Here is an 18,959-nt window from a genome sequence, read left to right on the forward strand (position 1 = left end):
ATGCACAAGGTTTTCGTCACCGGTGGCGCCGGGTTCATCGGCTCGCACCTGACGGACCGGCTCATCGCCAGCGCGGACGTCGAGCAGGTCACCGTGCTCGACGCGCTTACCTACGCCGGAGACCGCCGCAACCTCGCCGACGCGGAACAATCGGGCAAGCTCCGGTTCGTCCACGGCGATCTGCGCAACCACGACCTCGTGTCCGCAGTCCTGCCCGGCCACGACTGGGTAGTCCACCTGGCTGCGGAATCCCACGTCGACCGCTCGCTGCGCGACGTCGCGCAATCCGTGCGCACCAACGTCATGGGCACCCAAGCATTGCTCGACGTCGCCATGCGCACCGATGTGGCCAAGTTGGTCCACGTCTCCACCGACGAGGTCTACGGGCCGTTGCCGACCGGATCGGCTGCCGAGGACGCGCCGCTGCGCCCGACAGTGCCCTACGCGTCAAGCAAAGCCTGCAGCGATCTCCTCGCTTTCTCCTACTACATCTCGCAGGGGGTTCCGGTGTGTATCACGCGTAGTTCGAACAACTACGGACCGCGCCAGCATCCGGAAAAACTGATCCCGCGGTTCCTCGCCCTGCTGCTGGCCGGGCAGCCGGTGACCCTGCACGGCGACGGCCGCCACGTGCGCAACTGGCTGCACGTCGCGGACAACTGCCGCGCCATCGACATCGTTCTGCGCAAGGGCACGCCCGGCGAGACCTACAACATCGCGGGCGGCACCGACCTGACGACCCTCGCCTTGACGCGGCTCCTGCTCAAGGCCACCGGCAGCAGCGCGGACGCGATTACCCACATTCCTGACCGGCCTGCCAACGACATCCGCTACAGCATGACCTGGGACAAGATCGCGAACCTGGGCTTCGCCCCGATCCGCGACTTTCCCGAAGGCCTGGCGGACACGATCGACTGGTACCGCACCCACCCCGAACGCCTCGCGCTGCGATCCGAAATCTCGCAGCACGCCGCCGAATTCGAGGGAGCACCGGCATGACCGTCGTGAATAGTCCAAGCGGCCTTGCGGCCAACGCGCGCCCATACCTGCACGGGACCGAACTGGCAGCGATCGCCCGCGTGCTCGAAACCGGCCAGTACGGGCACGGCGCGGAAACGGAGCAGTTCGAACGCGAACTCGCCGCGTTCCTCGGCGTCGAGGACGTCGTCGCTGTTGCGACCGGCACCGCGGCCCTGCACCTGGCGCTGCTGGCTGCGGGTGTCGGCCCCGGCGACGAGGTGGTCGTGCCCTCGCTGACCTTCTGCGCCAGCGTGCAGGCCATCCTCGCCACCGGCGCCGCCCCGCGTTTCGCCGACGTCGACCCCGCCACGCTCTGCGTCACCGCCGACCATGTCCGTGCCGCGCTCACTCCGACGACCCGCGCGGTTATGCCCGTGCTCTACGGCGGACGCGCCGTCGACCTCGCGCCGATCGCCGCCGACCTTGCTGCCAGGGGGATCGTCGTAGTCGAGGACGCGGCGCACGCCTTCGGCTCTGCGCATCCCGACGGCCGTCGCGTCGGCACCACTGGCGCGCTCACCTGTTTCAGCTTCGACGCAATCAAATCGCTCACCTGCGGCGACGGCGGCGCCATCGTTCCCCGGACTCCCGACGAAGCGCAGCGGCTGCGCCGAGTCCGGCTCCTCGGCATGGGCGCGGTCCGCGAGGAACGCGTCCGCACCGTGGGCTACCAGGTGCACGAGGCCGGCTTCCGCTGCCACCTGTCCACGCTCCATGCCGCGATCGGCCGGGCCCAGTTGGCCGGATTCCCCGAGATCGCCTCCCGCCGCCAGCGGCTGTGGCGCAGCTACGCCGCCGCGCTGGCCGGGATCCCCGACGTGAGTCTGGTCGACCTCGACGTGGCCCGCTCGGTGCCGTTCAACTGCGTCGTCCGCGTGCCCGCTCCGCATCGCGACACCGTCCACGCCCGTCTCCACGCTGACGGGATACAAGCCGGGGTGCACTACCCGCCCAACCACCGCCAGCCCGCCTTCTCCGCGTGGTCAAGCCCTTTGCCCGCAACCGAAACCCTCGCCGACGAGATCCTGAGCCTGCCGTTCCACCCCGACCTCACCGACGACGACATCACCCGGGTGGCTGATGCGCTCGCCGCCGCGCTCCGCACTGAGCCTACCGGCAGCACGGCAGCGGCCGGGCAGGAAGCGGGAGCACGGTGACCCGCCGCGTCGCCGTCCTCGGCAAAGGCACCCTCGCCGTCCACGCCTGCGAAACACTGGTCCAGCTCCCCGACACAGTTCTCGACACCGTCGTCCCCGTCCGTCCCGAACCGGACTGGGACATAAGCCTCACCGACACCGTCTTCGCCCGCTGGCCGCAGGCCCGCGTCATCGCGTCCGGGGACTGGCGGGAGCTGGAACCCGGCCGCTGCGATCTCGTCGTCAGCGTCCTGTACGACAAAATCATCGGCACTGACCTCGTCGCTGCGACACCGATGATCGTCAACTGCCATCCCGGACGGCTTCCCCAGCACCGTGGCGTACGGCCCGTCAACTGGGCACTGCGCAACGGCGACCACCTCGCCGGGATCACCGTCCACGTAGTCGACAACGGGATCGACTCCGGCGCGATCCTCGGCGAAACTCTGTTCTCGATCTGGCCGGACGTCGACGAAGTCCGCGACGTGTGGCAGCGCGCCATCGGCCACGGCCGCAGACTGCTCACCGACACCCTGCCCCGCCTCGACCGGATCACCCCGCGGCCGCAGGACCCAGCACTCGCGACCACGCACTACAGCCGCGACAACCACCTGCTCGGTGAACGATCCGACTGGACCCGCGCATCATTCGACCCACAGCAGCGCCCCCGAACCAGCCGGGCCGATCCTTGACCCCGCAGCGGGGTCAGCGACGACCGGCCGCAGCGACGTCGAAGAGGATGCCGACGAGCCGGTCCGCCGCATCCGGCCGACCCTGTTCCAGAGCCTTCTCGGCCATCGCAGCACGCTTAGTTGGGTTGGCCAGCAACGGTTCGAGCGCGTCGCGCAGGGCCGCGGGACTGGCCTCGTCCAGTAACGCGCTCGCCGCACCCGCACCCGCCAGCACCCGAGCGTTGTGGGCTTGCTCGCCGCCAGCCGACGACGCGAGGGGAACGAGCACCGAGGGAAGCCCCAGCGCGGTCAGCTCCGCGATCGTGCCGGCACCGCTGCGCGAAACCACCACATCGGCCAACGCGAACACATCCGGCAGCTCCCGACCCACGAACCCGACCGGCAGATAGCGCGCCGCAAGTTCGTCCGGCACGGCACCGACGGCGTCGCGCATCCGATCCACGGCACCTGGCCCGCACTGGTGAATCACGTTCGCCCGTTCCAGCAGCCACGGCAGAATCTCGGCGACGAGCCCGTTGATCTGCGCGGCGCCTTGCGCACCGCCGGTCACGTATACCGTCGGCAGCGACGCATCGAACTTCGGCGAGCCCAGCGCAGGCGCGGCCTTCTGCGCGCACCCGCCGAACACTTCCGGCCGGACAGGGTTCCCAGTCACCACAGCCCGCCCGCGCGCCCGGCCCGGCAACAACGGCAACGTCGAGGCCGACGAGACCGCCATGACCGTCGCGATCCGTGCCAGGAGGCGATTGGCGAGCCCCAGCCGCACCGTCTGCTCGTGCAAGACCAGCGGACGCCGGCATACCCACGCGGCCAGGCTCACCGGAACCGACACGTAGCCGCCGGTTGCCAGCACCACGTCAGGCTTGAACGCGGCGACCGCACGGACCGACTGCACAATCCCGACCGGAACCTTCGCCATGTCCTTGATATTGGCCCACGAAACCATCTTCAACGGGTTCCGCGCGCGCCGAACCTTGCCCGCAACAACCGGGACAAACGGAATATGCTCGTTCCCGGCGACGCGCGCTTCCAGCCCGTCAGAAGTTCCGACCCACACCACTTGGACGGCACCGTGCCCTGATTCCAGGCGTGCCTGGGCTGTGCGGACCGCGGTGAGCGCCGGATACGTGTGGCCACCGGTACCGCCGCCGGTCACCAGCATGCGAACGGTGCATTCACTTCCGGAATGGCCTGAATTCACGCGTAGTGCCTCTCGTGTCCGAGCCCGGCAGGGCTGCGCTCGTCGGCGCTTGGCAAGCTTGCCACCCCGCCACGACACCGACGAAGGCGGGCAGTCACGCTGCGCGGCTTTGGGACGAGGGGAACCACCACAAGGCCCATACGTTCGGACGCGGCTCAGCGCGCACAGTTCGGTATTGCTACCGCGGTCGCAACTACGGTTCTTCGCAGGGCATGCAATGAACTGGTGGTGTTCGCCTGGCGACACGCAGAGCAAACGATCCAGCTCCGCGAACCCGATTCGCGCACGCGACGGGGTCGCACATCCGGAGCGAACTTTGCCATCCTGCCCGTATGATGGTTCCGCTGCTGTTATCCACGGGTCCACTATCCAGCCGTGACCTGCGGTCGACGGCGTAAACCCGAACGGGGGAGGACGGCTCAGATGGCTACCCAACCACCACGTTCGCAGTTGCGCGATTTGCGGGAGCGACGCGGTTTCTCCCAGAAGTCTCTTGCTCGTGCCCTCAGAGTCTCGTGGACCACTGTCCAGCGCTGGGAACTTGGCGAATCGTTGCCTCGCGCGACGCACCGCTACGGGTTGGCTCGAATCTTGGATGTCCCGCTCGATGCGCTCGACCAGTTCTTTACCTCTCCGTCGCCGGAACGCCGCACTTCTGCAGGCGCTGTTCACGCGTGTATTCCAGCTCTGCGGCGCGTCCTTGCCGCCCGCGACTTTCCCGAAGACGGGCCGGTGGGGTCGTTTGAACATCTGCGGCAGCGCGTCGCGAGGCTCGTCGGCCAGAGGCTCCAGTCGGACTATTTTGCTCTAGCCGCCGATGCTCCCGCCGTGCTGGCGGAGCTGCACCGAGCGATCGCGAACTCTCCACGCGAACATCGAGGGACCTGTGCACGATTGCTTGTCAACGCATACCGTGCGGCGGACGCCATTGCCGACAAGTACGGCTACTACGACCTCTCGGCGCGGATCATCGATCTTATGTCCGACGCAGCGGTCGACGCCGAAGACGAACTGCTCGTCGCCAGCTGCGCGTACGTGCGCGGCGAGACGTTCTTCGCGACCCTCGACTACGCCACGGGGAGACGCGCGCTAGAAGCAGCTGGCGCGCAGATCCGCACAGCCGACAGTGCAACAGCCGCTGCAACTTATGGCGCGCTGCACATGCGGGCGGCAGTTTTGGCGGCTCGCGGCGGCGATGCGGTGCGCGCGAGAGACCACATCGCCGAAGCACAGCAGTTCGCCTGCAAGGTCAATGAGGGCGTCCACCAGGGAACAGTGTTTGGCCCTGCGTCAGCGCGGATCCACCAGCTTTCCCTCGACGCGGAACTCGGCGACGTCGGTGCCGCCATGCGTACGGCCGGACGGTGGCGACCGCCGACCAGCCTTCCGGCAGAGCGGCGTTCGCATTTCTACATCGAACTCGGCCGCGTCCGACACCTGGCGGGGCGTAACGACAACGCGATTTCCGCTCTGCTTACGGCCTCCCAGATCGCGCCTGAACACGTGCGAGAGCATCCGCACGTCAACTCGATCGTCCGAACGCTCTGGGAGACGAACACTGGCTCACCCAGCAAAGGCCTTCTCGAACTCCGTGACAAAGTACTGCCGCTGCAAGCTCTCGTGGAAAGCGGCGGAACTCGTTAGCTATGTCTTCGGTGTGGTGAGCAAGTCTGGCAGTTCCATGAGATTGTCGATCACCCATTCGGCGTCACGAACCACTACCGGGTCACTGGCCCACAGGTAACCCCACGGTCCCCGACGGATGAGCGCAGGAAGGAGTCCTGCTGCGCGAGCGGGTGCGATGTCATTATCCCGATGGTCTCCGACATACACGATCTCGCTGGGATCGCCGGGTGCGAAGTCGATGACTTGCTTGAAGAACGCTTGATCTGGCTTCGCGATGCCCCATTCCCCTGAGGTTGCGATCGCGTCGACCGGCAGTTGCAGCGATCGGAGCAGCTCCGCGGCCTTCACGGTCTGATTTCCGGCCACCCCTACCCACAGGCCATGTCGGCGCAGAGACTCAAAAGTCTGGCGCACATCCGGGTAGAGGTCACTCTCGTGGATCTCCTCGCCGACGCCTGCGTCTTCGCGCCGTTGTCGTTCGCCTTCCAGGTCGAAGCCAGGGCGCAGCACCTGGAATGTCTCGGCGTTGTTCCGGCCAGCAGCGGTGACTGCTCCGAGGATGGCAGAGAATGTGTGCCGGGGGACGCCAAGCCAGTCCGCCCAAGCACCGAACTCGCGCGTGTCATCGAGCAACGTCTCGCCGACGTCGAAGACTACCGATTTAATCATGTCTTCTCCCGCAGAGATCTGGTTCTGGCGTGCGGCCGCGGTTGGCTTGCATCGGGCGTATTGCACACCACGAACCACAGCCGAAGTTCAGGCTCGAACAGCTGCTGCCGCGGCCACCGACGCTGGACAGTTCCAAGCTCGTCCTAGGCGGCGCGGCGTGCCGCGTCGGCGGCCGGAGGGTCAACCGTCTCCGTCCGCCTTCTGTCGGATCGCAGCGAGCAGACCTGGCCAGTTGTCCCAGGGAATGGCCAGCATGCCGCCCTTTGGGTCTTTGCTGTCGCGCAGGAACACCTTTGCTTCTCCGAAGGCTACTTCCACGCAGTTCGTTTTTTCCAGGTCGTTGCCGGAGTAGGTGCTCGTGAACCACTCAAGCCGAGCCTCGCTGTCAAGATCACGCATCGCTCGTCAGCACCCCGATCTGTTGGCGGATAAAGGAAGCCGTCTCATCCGGCGACAATGCGGGTCCTTTCCACTGCAGTTCACCCGTTTCACGCGAGAGACCCGCGGCATTGTCGAAGACCTTCGCGAAGCGTTGCACATCGTCTGGGTTGTCCACCACGCTGGCTCCTGCCTGGTACTCGAAGTACACCCACGACGGCACGCCCGGTTCATAGTCAACGAGCGTGAGTCCTCCGGTCGCCGCACCGTAGTCGCCGGCTTCCTTGGGCACGACCTGGAGTGTCACGTTCGGCTGCTGCGCGAGCCTGTCGAGGTGTTCGAGTTGAGCCAGCATGACTGAAGGCTCGCCCACGACGCGCGTCAGACAGATTTCGTCCAGAACTGCGTGGTACCAGAGGGGTTTCCGACACTGGTGGTCAAGTCGCACTTGTCGCTGCTTCCGGACCGCTATCGCGCGCCGGGTCGGGTCTCCAAGGGCCTGCGCTAGGGCCATCATGTACCGCTCGTCTTGCATCATGCCGGGGATCAACGTCGTTGCGATTTCCCGGAGCCCTGTCGCGTCACCGGTCTCGTGCACCAGTCGCCGAAAAGCAGCCGACGCGCCCTTAGGCAGGCTGACCGGCTTAGGCTCGTTCTTCGCCGCCTGGTAGAGGCCCCACGCATCCTCCATCACCGGATCTCCGGCGGAGACTCCCACGAATTCGAGGATCGTCTTGATCATGGGCCAGGACGTCTTCAATTCCCCAAGTTCGTATCGGCTGACGCTGGACGGAGCCTGATCGACATGCGTGGCGACTTCATCGACCTTCTTGCCGGATGCCTTTCGGGCACTGCGCAGCAGGCTTCCAAGTTCACGGGTTGTGCGGGTGGAAGTCGCCATGTGCTGAGCATACAGTCCGCGCACGTGCGCGGACTCGCCAAGAGTGCTCGTCCGGCGCTGCTGCTCGGCCGAGCGCCGCACGTTCGACTACCTGAGGTTAGCGAACCCGCCTTCGCTCCCCGACTCGGGTCCCTGACCTGCATAGAACGTCCGAGCTGATCAACGGATCGGCCCGGCGGAGGCACTCGCGAACCGTGCGCGGCCCTGAACGGGTGACCGCTGGCGGTACCGCATTTGCACCGCACTTCCCGCACGTGCGTCGTTCACGCTTGATTCACGCACATGCGCATGTCTACGGTTCACGTGTTCGCCGGATGACGCGCAGTAAGCGGTGCGACACGTTGCAAACGGACGTGAGCATCAATCGGCATCCGACAATGTTCGCTTCCCGCTTTGCCGATTCTGGAGTCAAACGCGGACGCGCCGATAGCCGCTTTTTGAGGGGGTTGAACGGATGAATACGGAAGCTGCCTGGGAACTCAGCTCGGCGTTGGCGGCGGTGCGCGACATGCAGTGCACAGTAGTCGTCGATACGTCGGCGGGGGTTGTTGCCGAGCGCCGCGTGTGCTGGGGGAGTTCATCCGAGAACGCACAAGAATCGCGATCGCCGGACCGTGTACTACCGCCGTCTCGCTGGAGATTCCCGTCATTCTTGCCTGTCTCGGAACGCCCAGCTTTCGAGTCGCGCTCTACTAGGCCTTTGCGAGATCTCCCGGGCAGGCAAGCAGCGGCCCCATCGACGCGCCGCGTGTTCCGAGGAGGCCTAGCCAATGCATCCTCGCAACCTAGCGGAAATCTCGTGAGGTCAAGGCCTGCCGGTCTCTCTTGAGGCATTGCAGCCACCCCGGGGCGTCGGTAATCGACGGCGCGAGCGTCCCAGGGGATATCGGCGGCGGACGGGCGAGGTCGAGCCCGACGGCGTGCACCTTCTGCCCCGCAGCAGAACGCCCGGGCACCCTCGCCCGCCTGCCGCCCCATAGCCGCGGTGGAGGCGGCTGACCCCGACCAGTTGCCTCCACCGCGTTCCACCCCGATTGAGAGGTGTCCGGAATGGCCGGACCAGTTCAACGCCTGTGGACCACGCCCTATACCTGTGGGCGGGACGGCCTGCAGCACGAGATTACCGATGAGGCGTTTCAGGCTGCGCACGAGCGCGGAGTCCCTCTTGTCGCCGTCTGCGGTCGCCAATTGGCATGCTCGCTTGCCATTTCGGCCCCCGGTGCCAGGTGCGCGGCGTGCGTCCGAATCGTTGAACGGTCCCGTGCGCGACAGTGCGAGCAGCAGCGGGCCGTTCTGGTCCTCGTCCAGGGCGGGCGGGAGGGGCGGCATCGCCGACCCCGGTCGGTTCGCTGGCCTCACCGCGTTCACGGGCGAAGCCAGCACACCCGGAGGGCATCATGAACAACAGTGACAGGCCAGCACAAACCGACATTGCACACGAGTCTGCCGCGCCGAATACTGACGGCGGTCTGGACCGCGCCGCGAAGGCCGATGCGAAGTTCCGCAATGTCCTCGGCAGGATGTTGCGTTCGGTACGCGAAGGCCGGGGGTTCAGCTGGAGCGGCTCGGCTCCTGCGATGGGCACGGGGGCCACCGCCTCACACGAGTTCGGAACTCGCGCTTCGACGGTCGTCCGATTCACGTTGTACTGCAACGTTCGGGGGCTGTCTCCCAGTCGCATGGTCGATCGCGCCTACGGGGAGAAGACCGCCGATGGCACGGCGGTCCTGGGCCTGGCCGAGCTGGCCCGGTCCGGGTATCTGCTCGCATGTTGGGCTGAGAGTCGGTTGGGGGAGCCTCCCCTGTGCTCGATGCGCAGGCTGCCGGTTCCTCTTACCGCGCAGGGCAGTCTGGCTGAAATGTTCGAGCACGACAGGGGCCAGGTTCTCGCCGGCCTAAAAGCAGCCTGACGTGTCCGGGGACATCTCTCCTGCGTCCTCTTACAAGGTGTGCCCTGCACTCTGGCCGTTCGCATTTCGCCGCGAAGCAGTCATGCACAAGGTTCCCCTGCGGCTCCTCTTGCTCCTGTACAGAGGGCGCATGTGGCTCGGGATGAGCGAATGCGGCGTCACCTGCATTGCCGACAAAGAGCCGCCTGACGAACTCAAACCGATGTGGTGCATCAAGTGTTTCCCGGCGGGGACCGTGCCCGTATCGAAAACGAGAGGAGTCATCAGCCGTGAGCGACCGGCCCCGTACCGTCCAGGCTGCAGCAGGAATTCCAGCAGGACGCGAAGAATCCCCAGTCGCAGAGGAGGACGAGATGTGTCTGCTCTCCGTGCCCCGTCACCGTCCCCTGCACGACTGGATCGCCACCCGGACCGCATGGCCGGTCGACGACGTCGACATCCTGCCGGTCGACCGCTAGCGACGAGAGTCCCAGGCGGGACAACGTGATGACGGCGGACATCTCTCGGCGGATTCCGACAGTCGGAAGCACGGCCACCGGACACCAAACGGCGTCCGGACAGGCCGCAGGACTCCGAATCTGTCCGTAGCGGGACGTCAGGCAGCAGTCCAGCGCGCGACATGAACACCTGAATCCAACTGGCGAAGGTAACAAGGCAGTAAGGAAAGGCGGACACCGTGACACCGCCAGCAGTCAGCATCAAGGGGCGTCGGATAACCGGGCCCGCCCGGGACAAGATACGCGAAATACTGAAGACGAAATACGAGAAAGGCGCGACTGTTCGTGCGCTGGCCGAGGAATGCGGGCGCTCGTACGGTTTCGTGCACCGGGTTCTGGCCGAGTCCGGAGTCCAGATGCGCGGTCGGAGCGGGCGGGTCCGCACGGCGCGCAGGGCCGCGCCGATCGGCACCGGCCCTCAGCATTCGATGGGACATCCGCTGTGAACAACAACACCCGCTACACGCCAGGGCCGCGAGTTGGGGCGTATGCCCTTATCGGCCGCGGCGAGGACATCCTGTTCATCACCGACGACACCGGCGCGTTTGTTTTGCCGGGCGGGACGGTCCGCGACGGCGAACCCGTCGAGCACGCCCTCCGCCGCACCGTGCGCGACCAGATCGAGGCAACGATCACCGGACTGCGCTTCTGCTCCGTCGTCGAGCACAGGACAGTCGACGGCCGTCCCTGGTCGTCGTCCGAGCTGGCGTTCCTGTTCGACGTGACGCTCGCCGACACCGACAGTATCGCGGCTCGCCGGCCTCATACGCTCCGATGGGCGGGCGAGGCCGAGGTCGCGTTGCTGCGCCCCGCGGCGATCGCGGACGGGCTCGCTGCCGGAGACCTGTACGCCGACGTTCCGTGGCGGGCGTGGACACCATGATCTGGCCCCACTTCACCGCGATTGACGGCCGAGACCAGTCCCCGGGCAGCGATGACGAGTTGCCGCACGCGGAACCGTCTCTTGCTTTGACCCACGACTCAGGGCAGGGCACCGGGTTGCCCGCAGCCGAGCACCTGGGAGAAGCCCAGATGAGGTCACGTCCGGCGGCACGGAGCAGTCGGTGCTTTGCCGTGACCGACGTCCCGCCGGACATGGCCGAGCTGATCGGGTGCAGCGACGAGGAGCTGGAAAAGTTGGTGCTTGCCAACCTCGGCCCGGACGCGGCCGGACTGTGGGAGGCCCTTATCGTCCCGCCGCTGCTCGGCCGTGTCCGGAACATCTTGATCGCGACACAGCACAGGGTCGACACCGACCTCCGCACGCGGCGATCGAGGCGCAACGAACGACGCGGCAAATTGGGCCTCGACCTGTCCTCGCACTACGAACAGCGATACGGCCAGTGGCGTGCCCGCGTCGCAGTGTTCAAACGCCTCGTCGAAACGAGGCTGGCCCAGACACGCGCCGCCGTGGCCGACGAGAACCACCAGGCATCCATCCTGAACGACAGGCACCGCAACGTCGTGCGGAGGCTCGCCCAAGCCATCGACGACCACCGCCGCGCCCTCGGCACGGCGCTCGACCCCGAGCCGGCCGATCGAGCGCTGTGGCGGATGCTCGACGACGTCACCGTTCCCCTGGGACCGCACGGGGTTCCGGTCCCCGTCCGCGACATGCTCGACACGTACTGGTCGCCAAAGCGGAACCGCCCGACCCCGACCCCCAACCCGTTCTCCGTCGCGGACAGCGACGGCGCTGTCCTGCAGGACAACCCGCCCGCAGAACACAGGCAGAAGGGCGCAGCCATGGACACCGCCGCAACCGGGGACGACAGCCGGAACACGACGGAGCCCCCAGCGCCCTGGCCGGACGACCTGGAGTCCTTCGCCGACTCCGTCCAGCCGACCACAAAACCGGCACAGGACACGGAGAACTAACACTCCCCGCCGTCCGGATGCCGCCCGCCGACCTGATACCCGTCCCGATCCTGCGTGGACCGTCGGACCGGCACGGGTCCCTCGGCCGCCAGCACACGGGAGTGCCTTTAGGAGGAAAGGGGGAGGCGAGAAACCTTTGCACACACTGGAAGAGACCGCCGGGACCCCCGTCCCGCGCGCCGAACACGATGCCCCGCCACAGGCATCACGCGCGCACCGAACATCAACAGAGACCACCAGGACTCGCATGAGTCCGCCGAGCGCCTGCCACTGCGGACTGCGCTCCTTGTCCCAGGAAACCAAGACGGAGACAGCGGCCGGCCGCACCGCAACCAGGACGGTCCAGCTCGCCTACCTTGAGGTCACCAACGGCCACAGTTCGACCGGCTGGACGTTCAACAGCCACCACAAAGACTTCTGCACCAACAACTTCGAAGAACCCGCCCCCGCCCTCGATTGCAAATGCGGACTCTACCGCCTCTGCGACGCGGCACAAACGGTCACAGCCGTGTGGTCTCGCACGACCGACACGGCGACCGGGTGGAACACCACAGAACTGATCACCAGAAGGCACGGACTCATCGAATGCCCGACCAGCACACGCCGGAGCTGCCGCTGATGCCGGACCACGCAAACGATCGCCCAGCGCTGACGCAGCGCGCCGACCACAGGACCCAGCCGTGAGAGACCACACCGAACCGCCGGCATGGCGACGGCTCTACGACGCTCCCGGATTCGTCCACGAAACAGTCGACCACCGCGGACGCACCTGGCGGATGTGGTTCGCCGACACTGACGCGCCCGGCGACCCCCATCCCCGTGGATGGCGGCTGGCCCCGCTCGCCACGCTTAACCAGGCCGCGTTCGTCCCGCACACCGGAGATGGCCAGGAGTTCGACACTGCCGCTGAGCTGATCGCCGCAGACGAGGTCGCGCGCGACCTCCGCGACCACACCAGGGCCCGACGGACTGCCGGAGAACGTCCCCCAGTGCAAGCACGAATCCGGCTGCTGGACGAAACCGCGCCGATCAGCCTGCACATGCACCTCCCGGGCCGGCAGCACGCCGAAGCCGTCGCGATCACGTTGAACCAGGACACGGGCGTGCTGGCCACGCGCATCTTCGACGACACGCTGCCGGACCGGACCGTCTCGTGGGCGATCCCGTGCGTGACCACCGCCGCCGCGAACCGCGTACTGCAGGACGTCGCCAGGCTGGTTCCCCCGCTGCTCGCCGCCACTCCTGCCGTGCCGTACGAGGTCCGCAGCCCCGCCGAGCGCGCGCACCGCCGGATCCGCGAGCACCTCGCATCAGCGTTCTCCGACCATGACCTGGTGCTCGGCATGTACGCCGGCGAATGGTTCGAGAACGACCCGGCATCCTCCGGGATCACCGCCGCAACCCGAGACGACGAACTGGCCGAGTGGGTGTCGACCTACGAGAAGGACGTCGCGTCCGGACGCTGGCGGCGGTTCTTCCCGCGGGGCTTGGACATCGGGTTGTGCCGGCACGTCGTGCTCCGCGGCACCCGTCTGTGGGCCAGCACGCACCGCGACCTGTTGCGCGAGCGGTCTCACACACCTCGACACCCGCCGTCGCGGGATCGTGCCGAGCACCGGCTGCTGTGATGCCGGCCCACACCCCTGAGCGGCAGAGCCGCAACGAGAAAATGGCGCAGGACTACCGGGACGGCAAGACGATCACGGCGATCGCCGCTGCCTACGGGCTGTTGCTGAGCTGGACCGGCCGGATCCTCCGGCAGCAGGGCGTCGCCATGCCTCCCATGCGACAAGGGGTGAAACGCGAACTCAACGTCGCACAAGTCGTGCGCGACTATCAGCGCGGAGCCACCATCCAAACAGTCGCGAGCACCCACCACGCCTCATACGGCACGATCCGCCGACTGCTCCTGCGCGAGAAAGTCGCCATCCGGCCCCACGGCGGCCAGAACGCGATCACCCCCGTGACACGGGTGATAGCAGCCTCAGCCGGCCGAAGGAGACGAAACCGGTAGGCCGTGCCTCCACGGCGCTGGCCGTGCAGGTCCGACGTCGACAGCAGCACAAGAACATGGACTTATTCGTGACGAAGAGCCACAACGTATCTCAGCCGTCGCCGCGGCACCTGTTGCTCGGCGCTGTCCTGCACGCACAACGCAGCAAGGCCGAGATGACTCTGCGCGAGGTGGGGGATCTGATCCACAAACACCACTCGCAAATCGCGCAGTGGGAACTCGGTGTGCGCAAGCCCGACGCCGAGCACGTGGGAGGAATCCTCTGCGCTCTGGCCGTCTCCCTCGACGACCACGCCTACATCTCCGGCCTCGCGAGGACCACCGACCCAAGCGTGGTCATCCTCCAACCGGCACACCACCGCCATCATGCCGAGGCGCGGAAACACTTCACCCAACTCGCCATGTCTTTCGCGGACTACCACCCGACGCTGATACCCGTCTCCGTGTGGACATCCGACTACGCACGCGCCATCCTGAAAGATCACGGCGCGTCCCCCGGAGAGATCGGGGAGTTTGTCAACGCCCAGGCGGCACAGCGACGGCTTCTGCGGACCCCAACTAGGGATTCACGCAGGAAACAGATCGAGGTCTTCGTCGGCGAACCCGCCCTGTCCGGCCCCGTCCCGGCACCGAACATCGTCCTGGGCCAGCTCCGATTCCTGCGCGCGCTGGGAAACGCGACTCCCATGGTCAGGGTGCGCATCCTTCCGTCGGAGACCTGCTCCCGGCCCGCGCTGCGGGATCCATTCACCTGCTACGAGACATCCGTGGGTCCTGTCGCCTACTTCGCACACCACGGCGCCGGCGTCTTCGCGCCCGACAACGGGGCCTACCAGCGGTTGACCGCAGACCTGCGCCTGCTCGCGTCGTCCACGACAGCGTCCCGACGGATGATCGACGACCGCATCCAGGAACTCGACGCACCTGGGCCGGCGACAGAAGCCCCCTGTACACCCAAGGCGAGCGAGGCTCGCTCGTGACACACGAGCCGACACCCACCTCCACCGTCGGTGATACATGCACACCGGACGCTGCTGGCGAACCGCCCGAGACGGCGGGAGCTTTCGTGCGCCGGCACCGTCAGGCGTTGAACCTGAGCATCGACGGCCTGGCGAGGCGCTCCGGCATCAGCGCCTCCGCCATCGGAACCCTCGAACGGGGCCGCACCCCGCTGCGATCGCTGTGGAGCGCGGCCGCCTTGGCCTACGCCCTGAAAGCCGACCCGTACGCGCTCGCCGTAGCCGCAGGCCGTAGCTTCCCCACAGCCGAGCGCTCAGACCGAGACCGGGGACCCCGCCGCGGTGCCAGCGTGTCCGACATCGCGGGCTCTCGCCGGTCCGTGGCCCATTTCGGCGAGGTGCTCTACGTGTGGCGCATCAAGCACAATCGCACTCTGGCCCACGTCGCACGACTGTCGGGCACCGATCGCTTGCGGCTGTCGAGGATCGAACGCATGACCGCCGCGCCGTCGATACCCACCGTCGTGAAGATCGCCGACGGCTTGGACCTGCCGCGCACGGAACTGCTGGTCATGGCCATGCGCGACCAGCTCTGCCGCAACCTGTACGCCCGCGAGGGCATGGTCTACGCACCACACGTGCGCGACCTGTACACCCGATCCAGGTGACGGCGGCGGCCAACCTCACACGGCAGGTCTGCAGAGCGCATCGCCGTCGAACCTGCGGACGACCGATCCCGTCCGAAGACTCGGCCTGTGCGGGCGGTCGCCGAGGCACGCCGCAGCACACGCGGACGCCCGGGGAGCAGCACAGCCGGCCGTCACGTTCCGAACACGCATCTGGCAGCTCCAGATGTGACTGTGAGCTTTTTCTGTCACTTGGCGCGCCTACTGCCCTCGGGGTTCAGGCCGGTGTGTGCGGGACAACTGTCATCTGATGTGCGAGGTTTCCGTCACCACAACGATTCGGTTTGCCGACGGGGCAGACTGCGGAGTGGCGCAGGCGAGGCTGGCGGTCTCGATGAAGATCGAGGTTCGCAGGAGAGTCAGACTCGCCCTATGGGAGGAATCAGCCGGGCCCTAGGGCGCTTCGGCTTGGGCTGACGAGCGGGCTTTGGCTCGGCAGCGATGCACCTGCTCGGTCACTCGACCTCGGCGTCCGTTTCCAGGGCGGCGGTGCGCAGAGCGGCGGCGACGCGTGCGGCGGGTTCCGGCAGTTGTCGCGGGAGGTGGGCGAGCAGAATCCGTCGCTGTTCTCCGGGGCCGCCGCGGACGGCGAGTACGCGGACCCCGGCCGGGACTGCGGTGCCGAGTGCGCCGGGCACGGTCGTGATCCCGCAGCCGGCGGCGACGAGGTGCAGTTTGGCCAGCCAGTCGCGGGCCGTGTGGGCGATCTCGGGGCGTTCGTCGAGGCCGGGCCACACGCCCATCGCCCGGTCGTCGCCCGAGCCCGCGATCCAGCGCTGGCCGCGCAGGTCGACGACGTCGATGTAGTCCTGGCGGGCGAGCGGATGGGCTGCGGGCACCGCGACGCGGAGGCTGCGCTCGGTGAGGGTGTGCAGGGCCAGCGCCGGTGTTTCGGTGTCGGGCGGGCGGAACGGTGGGGCGGAGGCCAGCAGGGCAAGGTCCAGGGTGCCCGCGCGCAACGCGCGGACCAGCGCCGGGGTGCCGCCTTCGCGGCTGAGCACGGTGATGGCCGGGTGGGTGCGCCGCAGGGCGGCCAGCGCGCGGGGCAGCAGGCTCGCTCCGGCGGTCGGGAACCAGCCGAGCCGCACTGTGCCCTGTTCGCCGGGCAGCCCGGCGAGTTCGCGGGCGGTGGCGTCGAGCCGGTCGATGACGTCGGCGGCGCGGCGCACGACGATCTGCCCGGCCGGGGTGAGCCGCACCCCGTCGTGGCGCCGCTCCAGCAACGGTGTTCCGGCGGCGCGTTCCAGCGACGCGATCTGCCGGGAGACCGCGGACTGCGTGTAGCCGAGCGCGGCGGCCGCGGCGGTGAGCGTTCCCCGCTCTGCCACCTCGCGGAACACGCGCAGCGCGGTGAGGGACGCATCGGCGAACGTCATGATTTAAACGCATACCAGGTCTGCGGTTCTTTCGCTATTCGCATGTCCTCGCGGCCTTTAGCGTGGAATTCATGGACCTGATCAAGACTCCCTTCGGATTCACCAGCACCGCGGCCGAGGTCGCCGCGGGCGTCGACTTGGCCGGGCGCCGGGCGGTGGTCACCGGCGGCTCCTCCGGCCTCGGCGTTGAGACCGCTCGCGCGCTGGCCTCGACCGGCGCCGAGGTCACCCTGGCCGTTCGCGACGTCGACGCGGGCGAACGGGCGGCCAAGGACATCAGCGCGAGCACTGGAAACACCGCGGTGCACGTCCGGCCGCTGGACCTGAGCGACCCGGCATCGGTCGCCGCGTTCGCCGCGTCCTGGGACGGCCCGCTGCACGTCCTGGTGAACAACGCGGGCGTGATGGCCGCTCCCGAGCAGTACACGCCGCAGGGCTGGGAGCTGCAGTTCGCCACCAACCACCTGGGGCATTTCGCCCTCGCCGCCGGCTTGCACCCGGCGCTGGCCGCCGACGGCTCCGCCCGGATCGTGGTGGTCAGCTCGTCCGGGCACCAGCAGTCGCCGGTGGTCTTCGACGACGTCAACTTCGCATTCCGGCCGTACGACCAGTGGCTGGCGTACGGCCAGTCCAAGACCGCCAACGTGCTCTTCGCCGTCGAGGCGACGCGCCGCTGGGCAGCCGACGGGATCACGGCGAACGCCCTGATGCCGGGCGCGATCTACACGAACCTGCAGCGCCACACCGGGGGCCGCGGGAGCGGCAAGGTCCCGCCCGAGCTGATCAAGACCCCCGAGCAGGGCGCGGCGACGTCGGTTCTGCTGGCGACCTCGTCGCTGCTGGACGGGATCGGCGGCCGCTATTTCGCCGACTGCAACGAGACAGAAACCATCGACCGCCGGGGCGACGCACCGCCTCTGCACGGCGTGGCCCGCTACGCCCTCGATCCCGGAGGTGCCGAGCGCCTCTGGACCCTCTCCGAAACCCTGCTCGCCAAAGGAGCCGCATGAACGGCAAAGTCGCTCTCGTCACCGGTGCCACCCAGGGCCTGGGACTGGCATTGGTCGAAGGGCTCGCCTCGCGCCTGTCCGCTGAGGACACTGTCTATCTGACCGGTCGCGATCTCGACCGGGTCACTCAGGCCGTCGAGACCGTTCCCAGCGGTGGGGCCAGCGTTCGCGGCGCGATCCTCGACGTCGCCGAACCGGAGGGTGCCGCCCGGCTCGCCGCGCAGGTGGCGGACCGGCACGGCGGCGTCGATGTCGTGTTCGGCAACGCGGTGATGCGCGTCGGCCCCGACGACGATCCGCGCGCGATCGTCCGGGACTACGCGGAGGTCAACAACTTCGGCACCACCCGGTTGCTGCGTGCCTTCGCCCCGCTGCTCCGCGACGACGGCCGGTTCCTCGTCGTGGCCAGTTCGCTGGGCACGCTGAACCACCTCGCGCCCGCGCTGCACGACCGGTTCGCCGCACTGTCCACTTTGGACGAGGTGGACGAGCAGGTCGCCGCCTGGCGGGACGCGGTCGCCGACGGCAGCGCCCGCGGCGGCGACTGGCCGGGGTTCGTCAACATCCCGTCCAAGATCGGCCAGGTCGCGGCGGTGCGCGCGCTCGCCGGCAAGCGGCGCGAGGACGACCTGGCCCGGGGAATCCTGCTCGCCGCGGTCTGTCCCGGCATGATGAACACCCCGACGTCCGCGATGTGGTGGGACGTGCGCGACGCGCCGAGTCCCGCCCAAGCGGCTGACGCGCTGCTGGACCTCGTGTTCGGCCCGGTTAAGCCGGAGCATTACGGCCAGCTCGTCCGCGACGGGCAAGTTCTTCCCTGGACTCCTGGGGAATAGCGCCGAGCCCGCGGTCTCATGCGCCGGGGCGGGTGTCGGCGGCCCCGGCGCGCAAGGCGGGAAGCGCCGGGTCAGTGCTGTTCCGGTCGGAGTGGGTTCGTACTCCGCGTGCGGCGGCACCTCGGGGAAGCGGCGGGGCCGACGCACCCGGAGACGGTGGATGATCAGCA

The 18,959-nt window shown here is 67.7% G+C and carries 19 protein-coding genes; 14 read left to right on the top strand and 5 right to left on the bottom strand.

The window, feature by feature from the left end; genetic code table 11:
• Genes ACFXI3_RS00480 through ACFXI3_RS00490 form a run of 3 tightly spaced genes read left to right on the top strand, consistent with a single transcriptional unit; the run spans position 1 to position 2,848 of the window.
• Positions 1-999, top strand: coding sequence for a dTDP-glucose 4,6-dehydratase (locus ACFXI3_RS00480; RefSeq protein ID WP_378397143.1), 999 nt, complete (start codon positions 1-3; stop codon positions 997-999).
• Positions 996-2,177: a DegT/DnrJ/EryC1/StrS family aminotransferase gene (locus ACFXI3_RS00485; protein ID WP_378397145.1), complete on the top strand. Its 1,182-nt coding sequence runs from the start codon at positions 996-998 to the stop codon at positions 2,175-2,177. The genes ACFXI3_RS00480 and ACFXI3_RS00485 overlap by 4 nt, the downstream gene beginning before the upstream one ends.
• Entirely contained in the window at positions 2,174-2,848 is a 675-nt protein-coding gene (locus ACFXI3_RS00490) for a formyltransferase family protein (protein ID WP_378397146.1), read from the top strand. Before ACFXI3_RS00485 ends, ACFXI3_RS00490 begins: the two co-directional genes overlap by 4 nt.
• 13 nt (positions 2,849-2,861) lie before the next feature.
• On the opposite strand, the gene ACFXI3_RS00495 is transcribed toward ACFXI3_RS00490, so the two are convergent.
• Positions 2,862-4,010 carry a glycosyltransferase gene (locus ACFXI3_RS00495; RefSeq protein ID WP_378397148.1) on the bottom strand — a complete coding sequence of 383 codons (1,149 nt, stop codon included), beginning with the start codon at positions 4,008-4,010 and terminating at the stop codon, positions 2,862-2,864.
• A gap of 462 nt (positions 4,011-4,472) precedes the next feature.
• On the opposite strand from ACFXI3_RS00495, the gene ACFXI3_RS00500 reads away from it, so the two are divergent.
• On the top strand, positions 4,473-5,693 hold the full coding sequence (locus tag ACFXI3_RS00500; RefSeq protein WP_378397149.1) for a helix-turn-helix transcriptional regulator: 1,221 nt from the start codon (positions 4,473-4,475) through the stop codon (positions 5,691-5,693).
• Here the strand turns inward: ACFXI3_RS00500 and ACFXI3_RS00505 are convergent, their stop codons facing one another.
• The 3 genes from ACFXI3_RS00505 to ACFXI3_RS00515 all read right to left on the bottom strand — a co-directional run bounded on the left by ACFXI3_RS00505 (position 5,694) and on the right by ACFXI3_RS00515 (position 7,623).
• On the bottom strand, positions 5,694-6,344 hold the full coding sequence (locus tag ACFXI3_RS00505; protein ID WP_344287402.1) for an HAD family hydrolase: 651 nt from the start codon (positions 6,342-6,344) through the stop codon (positions 5,694-5,696).
• A 180-nt stretch (positions 6,345-6,524) separates the two neighbouring features.
• Entirely contained in the window at positions 6,525-6,743 is a 219-nt protein-coding gene (locus tag ACFXI3_RS00510) for a DUF397 domain-containing protein (protein WP_378397150.1), read from the bottom strand.
• Positions 6,736-7,623: a helix-turn-helix domain-containing protein gene (locus ACFXI3_RS00515; RefSeq protein ID WP_378397151.1), complete on the bottom strand. Its 888-nt coding sequence runs from the start codon at positions 7,621-7,623 to the stop codon at positions 6,736-6,738. The genes ACFXI3_RS00510 and ACFXI3_RS00515 overlap by 8 nt, the downstream gene beginning before the upstream one ends.
• 1,397 nt (positions 7,624-9,020) lie before the next feature.
• Between ACFXI3_RS00515 and ACFXI3_RS00520 the strand changes: the two genes are divergently transcribed.
• From ACFXI3_RS00520 to ACFXI3_RS00555, 8 genes are all read left to right on the top strand, one after another.
• Positions 9,021-9,533 (top strand): hypothetical protein, encoded by a 513-nt coding sequence (locus ACFXI3_RS00520; RefSeq protein WP_378397152.1) that lies wholly within the window; start codon positions 9,021-9,023, stop codon positions 9,531-9,533.
• A gap of 697 nt (positions 9,534-10,230) precedes the next feature.
• The gene (locus tag ACFXI3_RS00525; protein WP_354736715.1) at positions 10,231-10,476 is read left to right on the top strand and encodes a helix-turn-helix domain-containing protein; all 246 of its coding nucleotides are present in this window, start codon (positions 10,231-10,233) and stop codon (positions 10,474-10,476) included.
• Entirely contained in the window at positions 10,473-10,913 is a 441-nt protein-coding gene (locus ACFXI3_RS00530; RefSeq protein WP_378397153.1) for an NUDIX domain-containing protein, read from the top strand. The genes ACFXI3_RS00525 and ACFXI3_RS00530 overlap by 4 nt, the downstream gene beginning before the upstream one ends.
• 212 nt (positions 10,914-11,125) lie before the next feature.
• Positions 11,126-11,908: a hypothetical protein gene (locus ACFXI3_RS00535; protein WP_378397154.1), complete on the top strand. Its 783-nt coding sequence runs from the start codon at positions 11,126-11,128 to the stop codon at positions 11,906-11,908.
• A 680-nt stretch (positions 11,909-12,588) separates the two neighbouring features.
• Positions 12,589-13,536, top strand: a complete 948-nt coding sequence (locus ACFXI3_RS00540; RefSeq protein WP_378397155.1) for a hypothetical protein — start codon at positions 12,589-12,591, stop codon at positions 13,534-13,536.
• 41 nt (positions 13,537-13,577) lie between these two features.
• Complete coding sequence (locus tag ACFXI3_RS00545; protein ID WP_378397157.1) at positions 13,578-13,922, top strand: helix-turn-helix domain-containing protein; 345 nt, start codon at positions 13,578-13,580, stop codon at positions 13,920-13,922.
• A gap of 68 nt (positions 13,923-13,990) precedes the next feature.
• Positions 13,991-14,902, top strand: coding sequence for a Scr1 family TA system antitoxin-like transcriptional regulator (locus ACFXI3_RS00550; RefSeq protein WP_378397158.1), 912 nt, complete (start codon positions 13,991-13,993; stop codon positions 14,900-14,902).
• 86 nt (positions 14,903-14,988) lie between these two features.
• Positions 14,989-15,549 carry a helix-turn-helix transcriptional regulator gene (locus ACFXI3_RS00555; RefSeq protein WP_378397160.1) on the top strand — a complete coding sequence of 187 codons (561 nt, stop codon included), beginning with the start codon at positions 14,989-14,991 and terminating at the stop codon, positions 15,547-15,549.
• 473 nt (positions 15,550-16,022) lie between these two features.
• On the opposite strand, the gene ACFXI3_RS00560 is transcribed toward ACFXI3_RS00555, so the two are convergent.
• Positions 16,023-16,943, bottom strand: coding sequence for a LysR family transcriptional regulator (locus ACFXI3_RS00560; RefSeq protein ID WP_378397162.1), 921 nt, complete (start codon positions 16,941-16,943; stop codon positions 16,023-16,025).
• Between the two features lie 71 nt (positions 16,944-17,014).
• Between ACFXI3_RS00560 and ACFXI3_RS00565 the strand changes: the two genes are divergently transcribed.
• The gene (locus tag ACFXI3_RS00565) at positions 17,015-17,953 is read left to right on the top strand and encodes an SDR family NAD(P)-dependent oxidoreductase (RefSeq protein ID WP_378397163.1); all 939 of its coding nucleotides are present in this window, start codon (positions 17,015-17,017) and stop codon (positions 17,951-17,953) included.
• Positions 17,950-18,789, top strand: coding sequence for an SDR family NAD(P)-dependent oxidoreductase (locus tag ACFXI3_RS00570; RefSeq protein ID WP_378397164.1), 840 nt, complete (start codon positions 17,950-17,952; stop codon positions 18,787-18,789). Before ACFXI3_RS00565 ends, ACFXI3_RS00570 begins: the two co-directional genes overlap by 4 nt.
• The last annotated feature ends 170 nt before the right edge of the window (positions 18,790-18,959 follow it).

Source organism: Amycolatopsis sp. NPDC059235 (genome assembly GCF_042754125.1).
In the GTDB taxonomy this organism is placed as follows: domain Bacteria; phylum Actinomycetota; class Actinomycetes; order Mycobacteriales; family Pseudonocardiaceae; genus Amycolatopsis; species Amycolatopsis albidoflava.

Coding starts and splice junctions, on each gene's coding strand:
- ACFXI3_RS00480 (WP_378397143.1), top strand. CDS start 1: ATGCACAAGGTTTTCGTCACCGGTGGCGCCGGGTTCATCGGCTCGCAC.
- ACFXI3_RS00485 (WP_378397145.1), top strand. CDS start 996: ATGACCGTCGTGAATAGTCCAAGCGGCCTTGCGGCCAACGCGCGCCCA.
- ACFXI3_RS00495 (WP_378397148.1), bottom strand. CDS start 4,010: ATGCTGGTGACCGGCGGCGGTACCGGTGGCCACACGTATCCGGCGCTC.
- ACFXI3_RS00500 (WP_378397149.1), top strand. CDS start 4,473: ATGGCTACCCAACCACCACGTTCGCAGTTGCGCGATTTGCGGGAGCGA.
- ACFXI3_RS00505 (WP_344287402.1), bottom strand. CDS start 6,344: ATGATTAAATCGGTAGTCTTCGACGTCGGCGAGACGTTGCTCGATGAC.
- ACFXI3_RS00510 (WP_378397150.1), bottom strand. CDS start 6,743: ATGCGTGATCTTGACAGCGAGGCTCGGCTTGAGTGGTTCACGAGCACC.
- ACFXI3_RS00515 (WP_378397151.1), bottom strand. CDS start 7,623: ATGGCGACTTCCACCCGCACAACCCGTGAACTTGGAAGCCTGCTGCGC.
- ACFXI3_RS00520 (WP_378397152.1), top strand. CDS start 9,021: ATGAACAACAGTGACAGGCCAGCACAAACCGACATTGCACACGAGTCT.
- ACFXI3_RS00535 (WP_378397154.1), top strand. CDS start 11,126: ATGGCCGAGCTGATCGGGTGCAGCGACGAGGAGCTGGAAAAGTTGGTG.
- ACFXI3_RS00545 (WP_378397157.1), top strand. CDS start 13,578: ATGGCGCAGGACTACCGGGACGGCAAGACGATCACGGCGATCGCCGCT.
- ACFXI3_RS00560 (WP_378397162.1), bottom strand. CDS start 16,943: ATGACGTTCGCCGATGCGTCCCTCACCGCGCTGCGCGTGTTCCGCGAG.
- ACFXI3_RS00565 (WP_378397163.1), top strand. CDS start 17,015: ATGGACCTGATCAAGACTCCCTTCGGATTCACCAGCACCGCGGCCGAG.
- ACFXI3_RS00570 (WP_378397164.1), top strand. CDS start 17,950: ATGAACGGCAAAGTCGCTCTCGTCACCGGTGCCACCCAGGGCCTGGGA.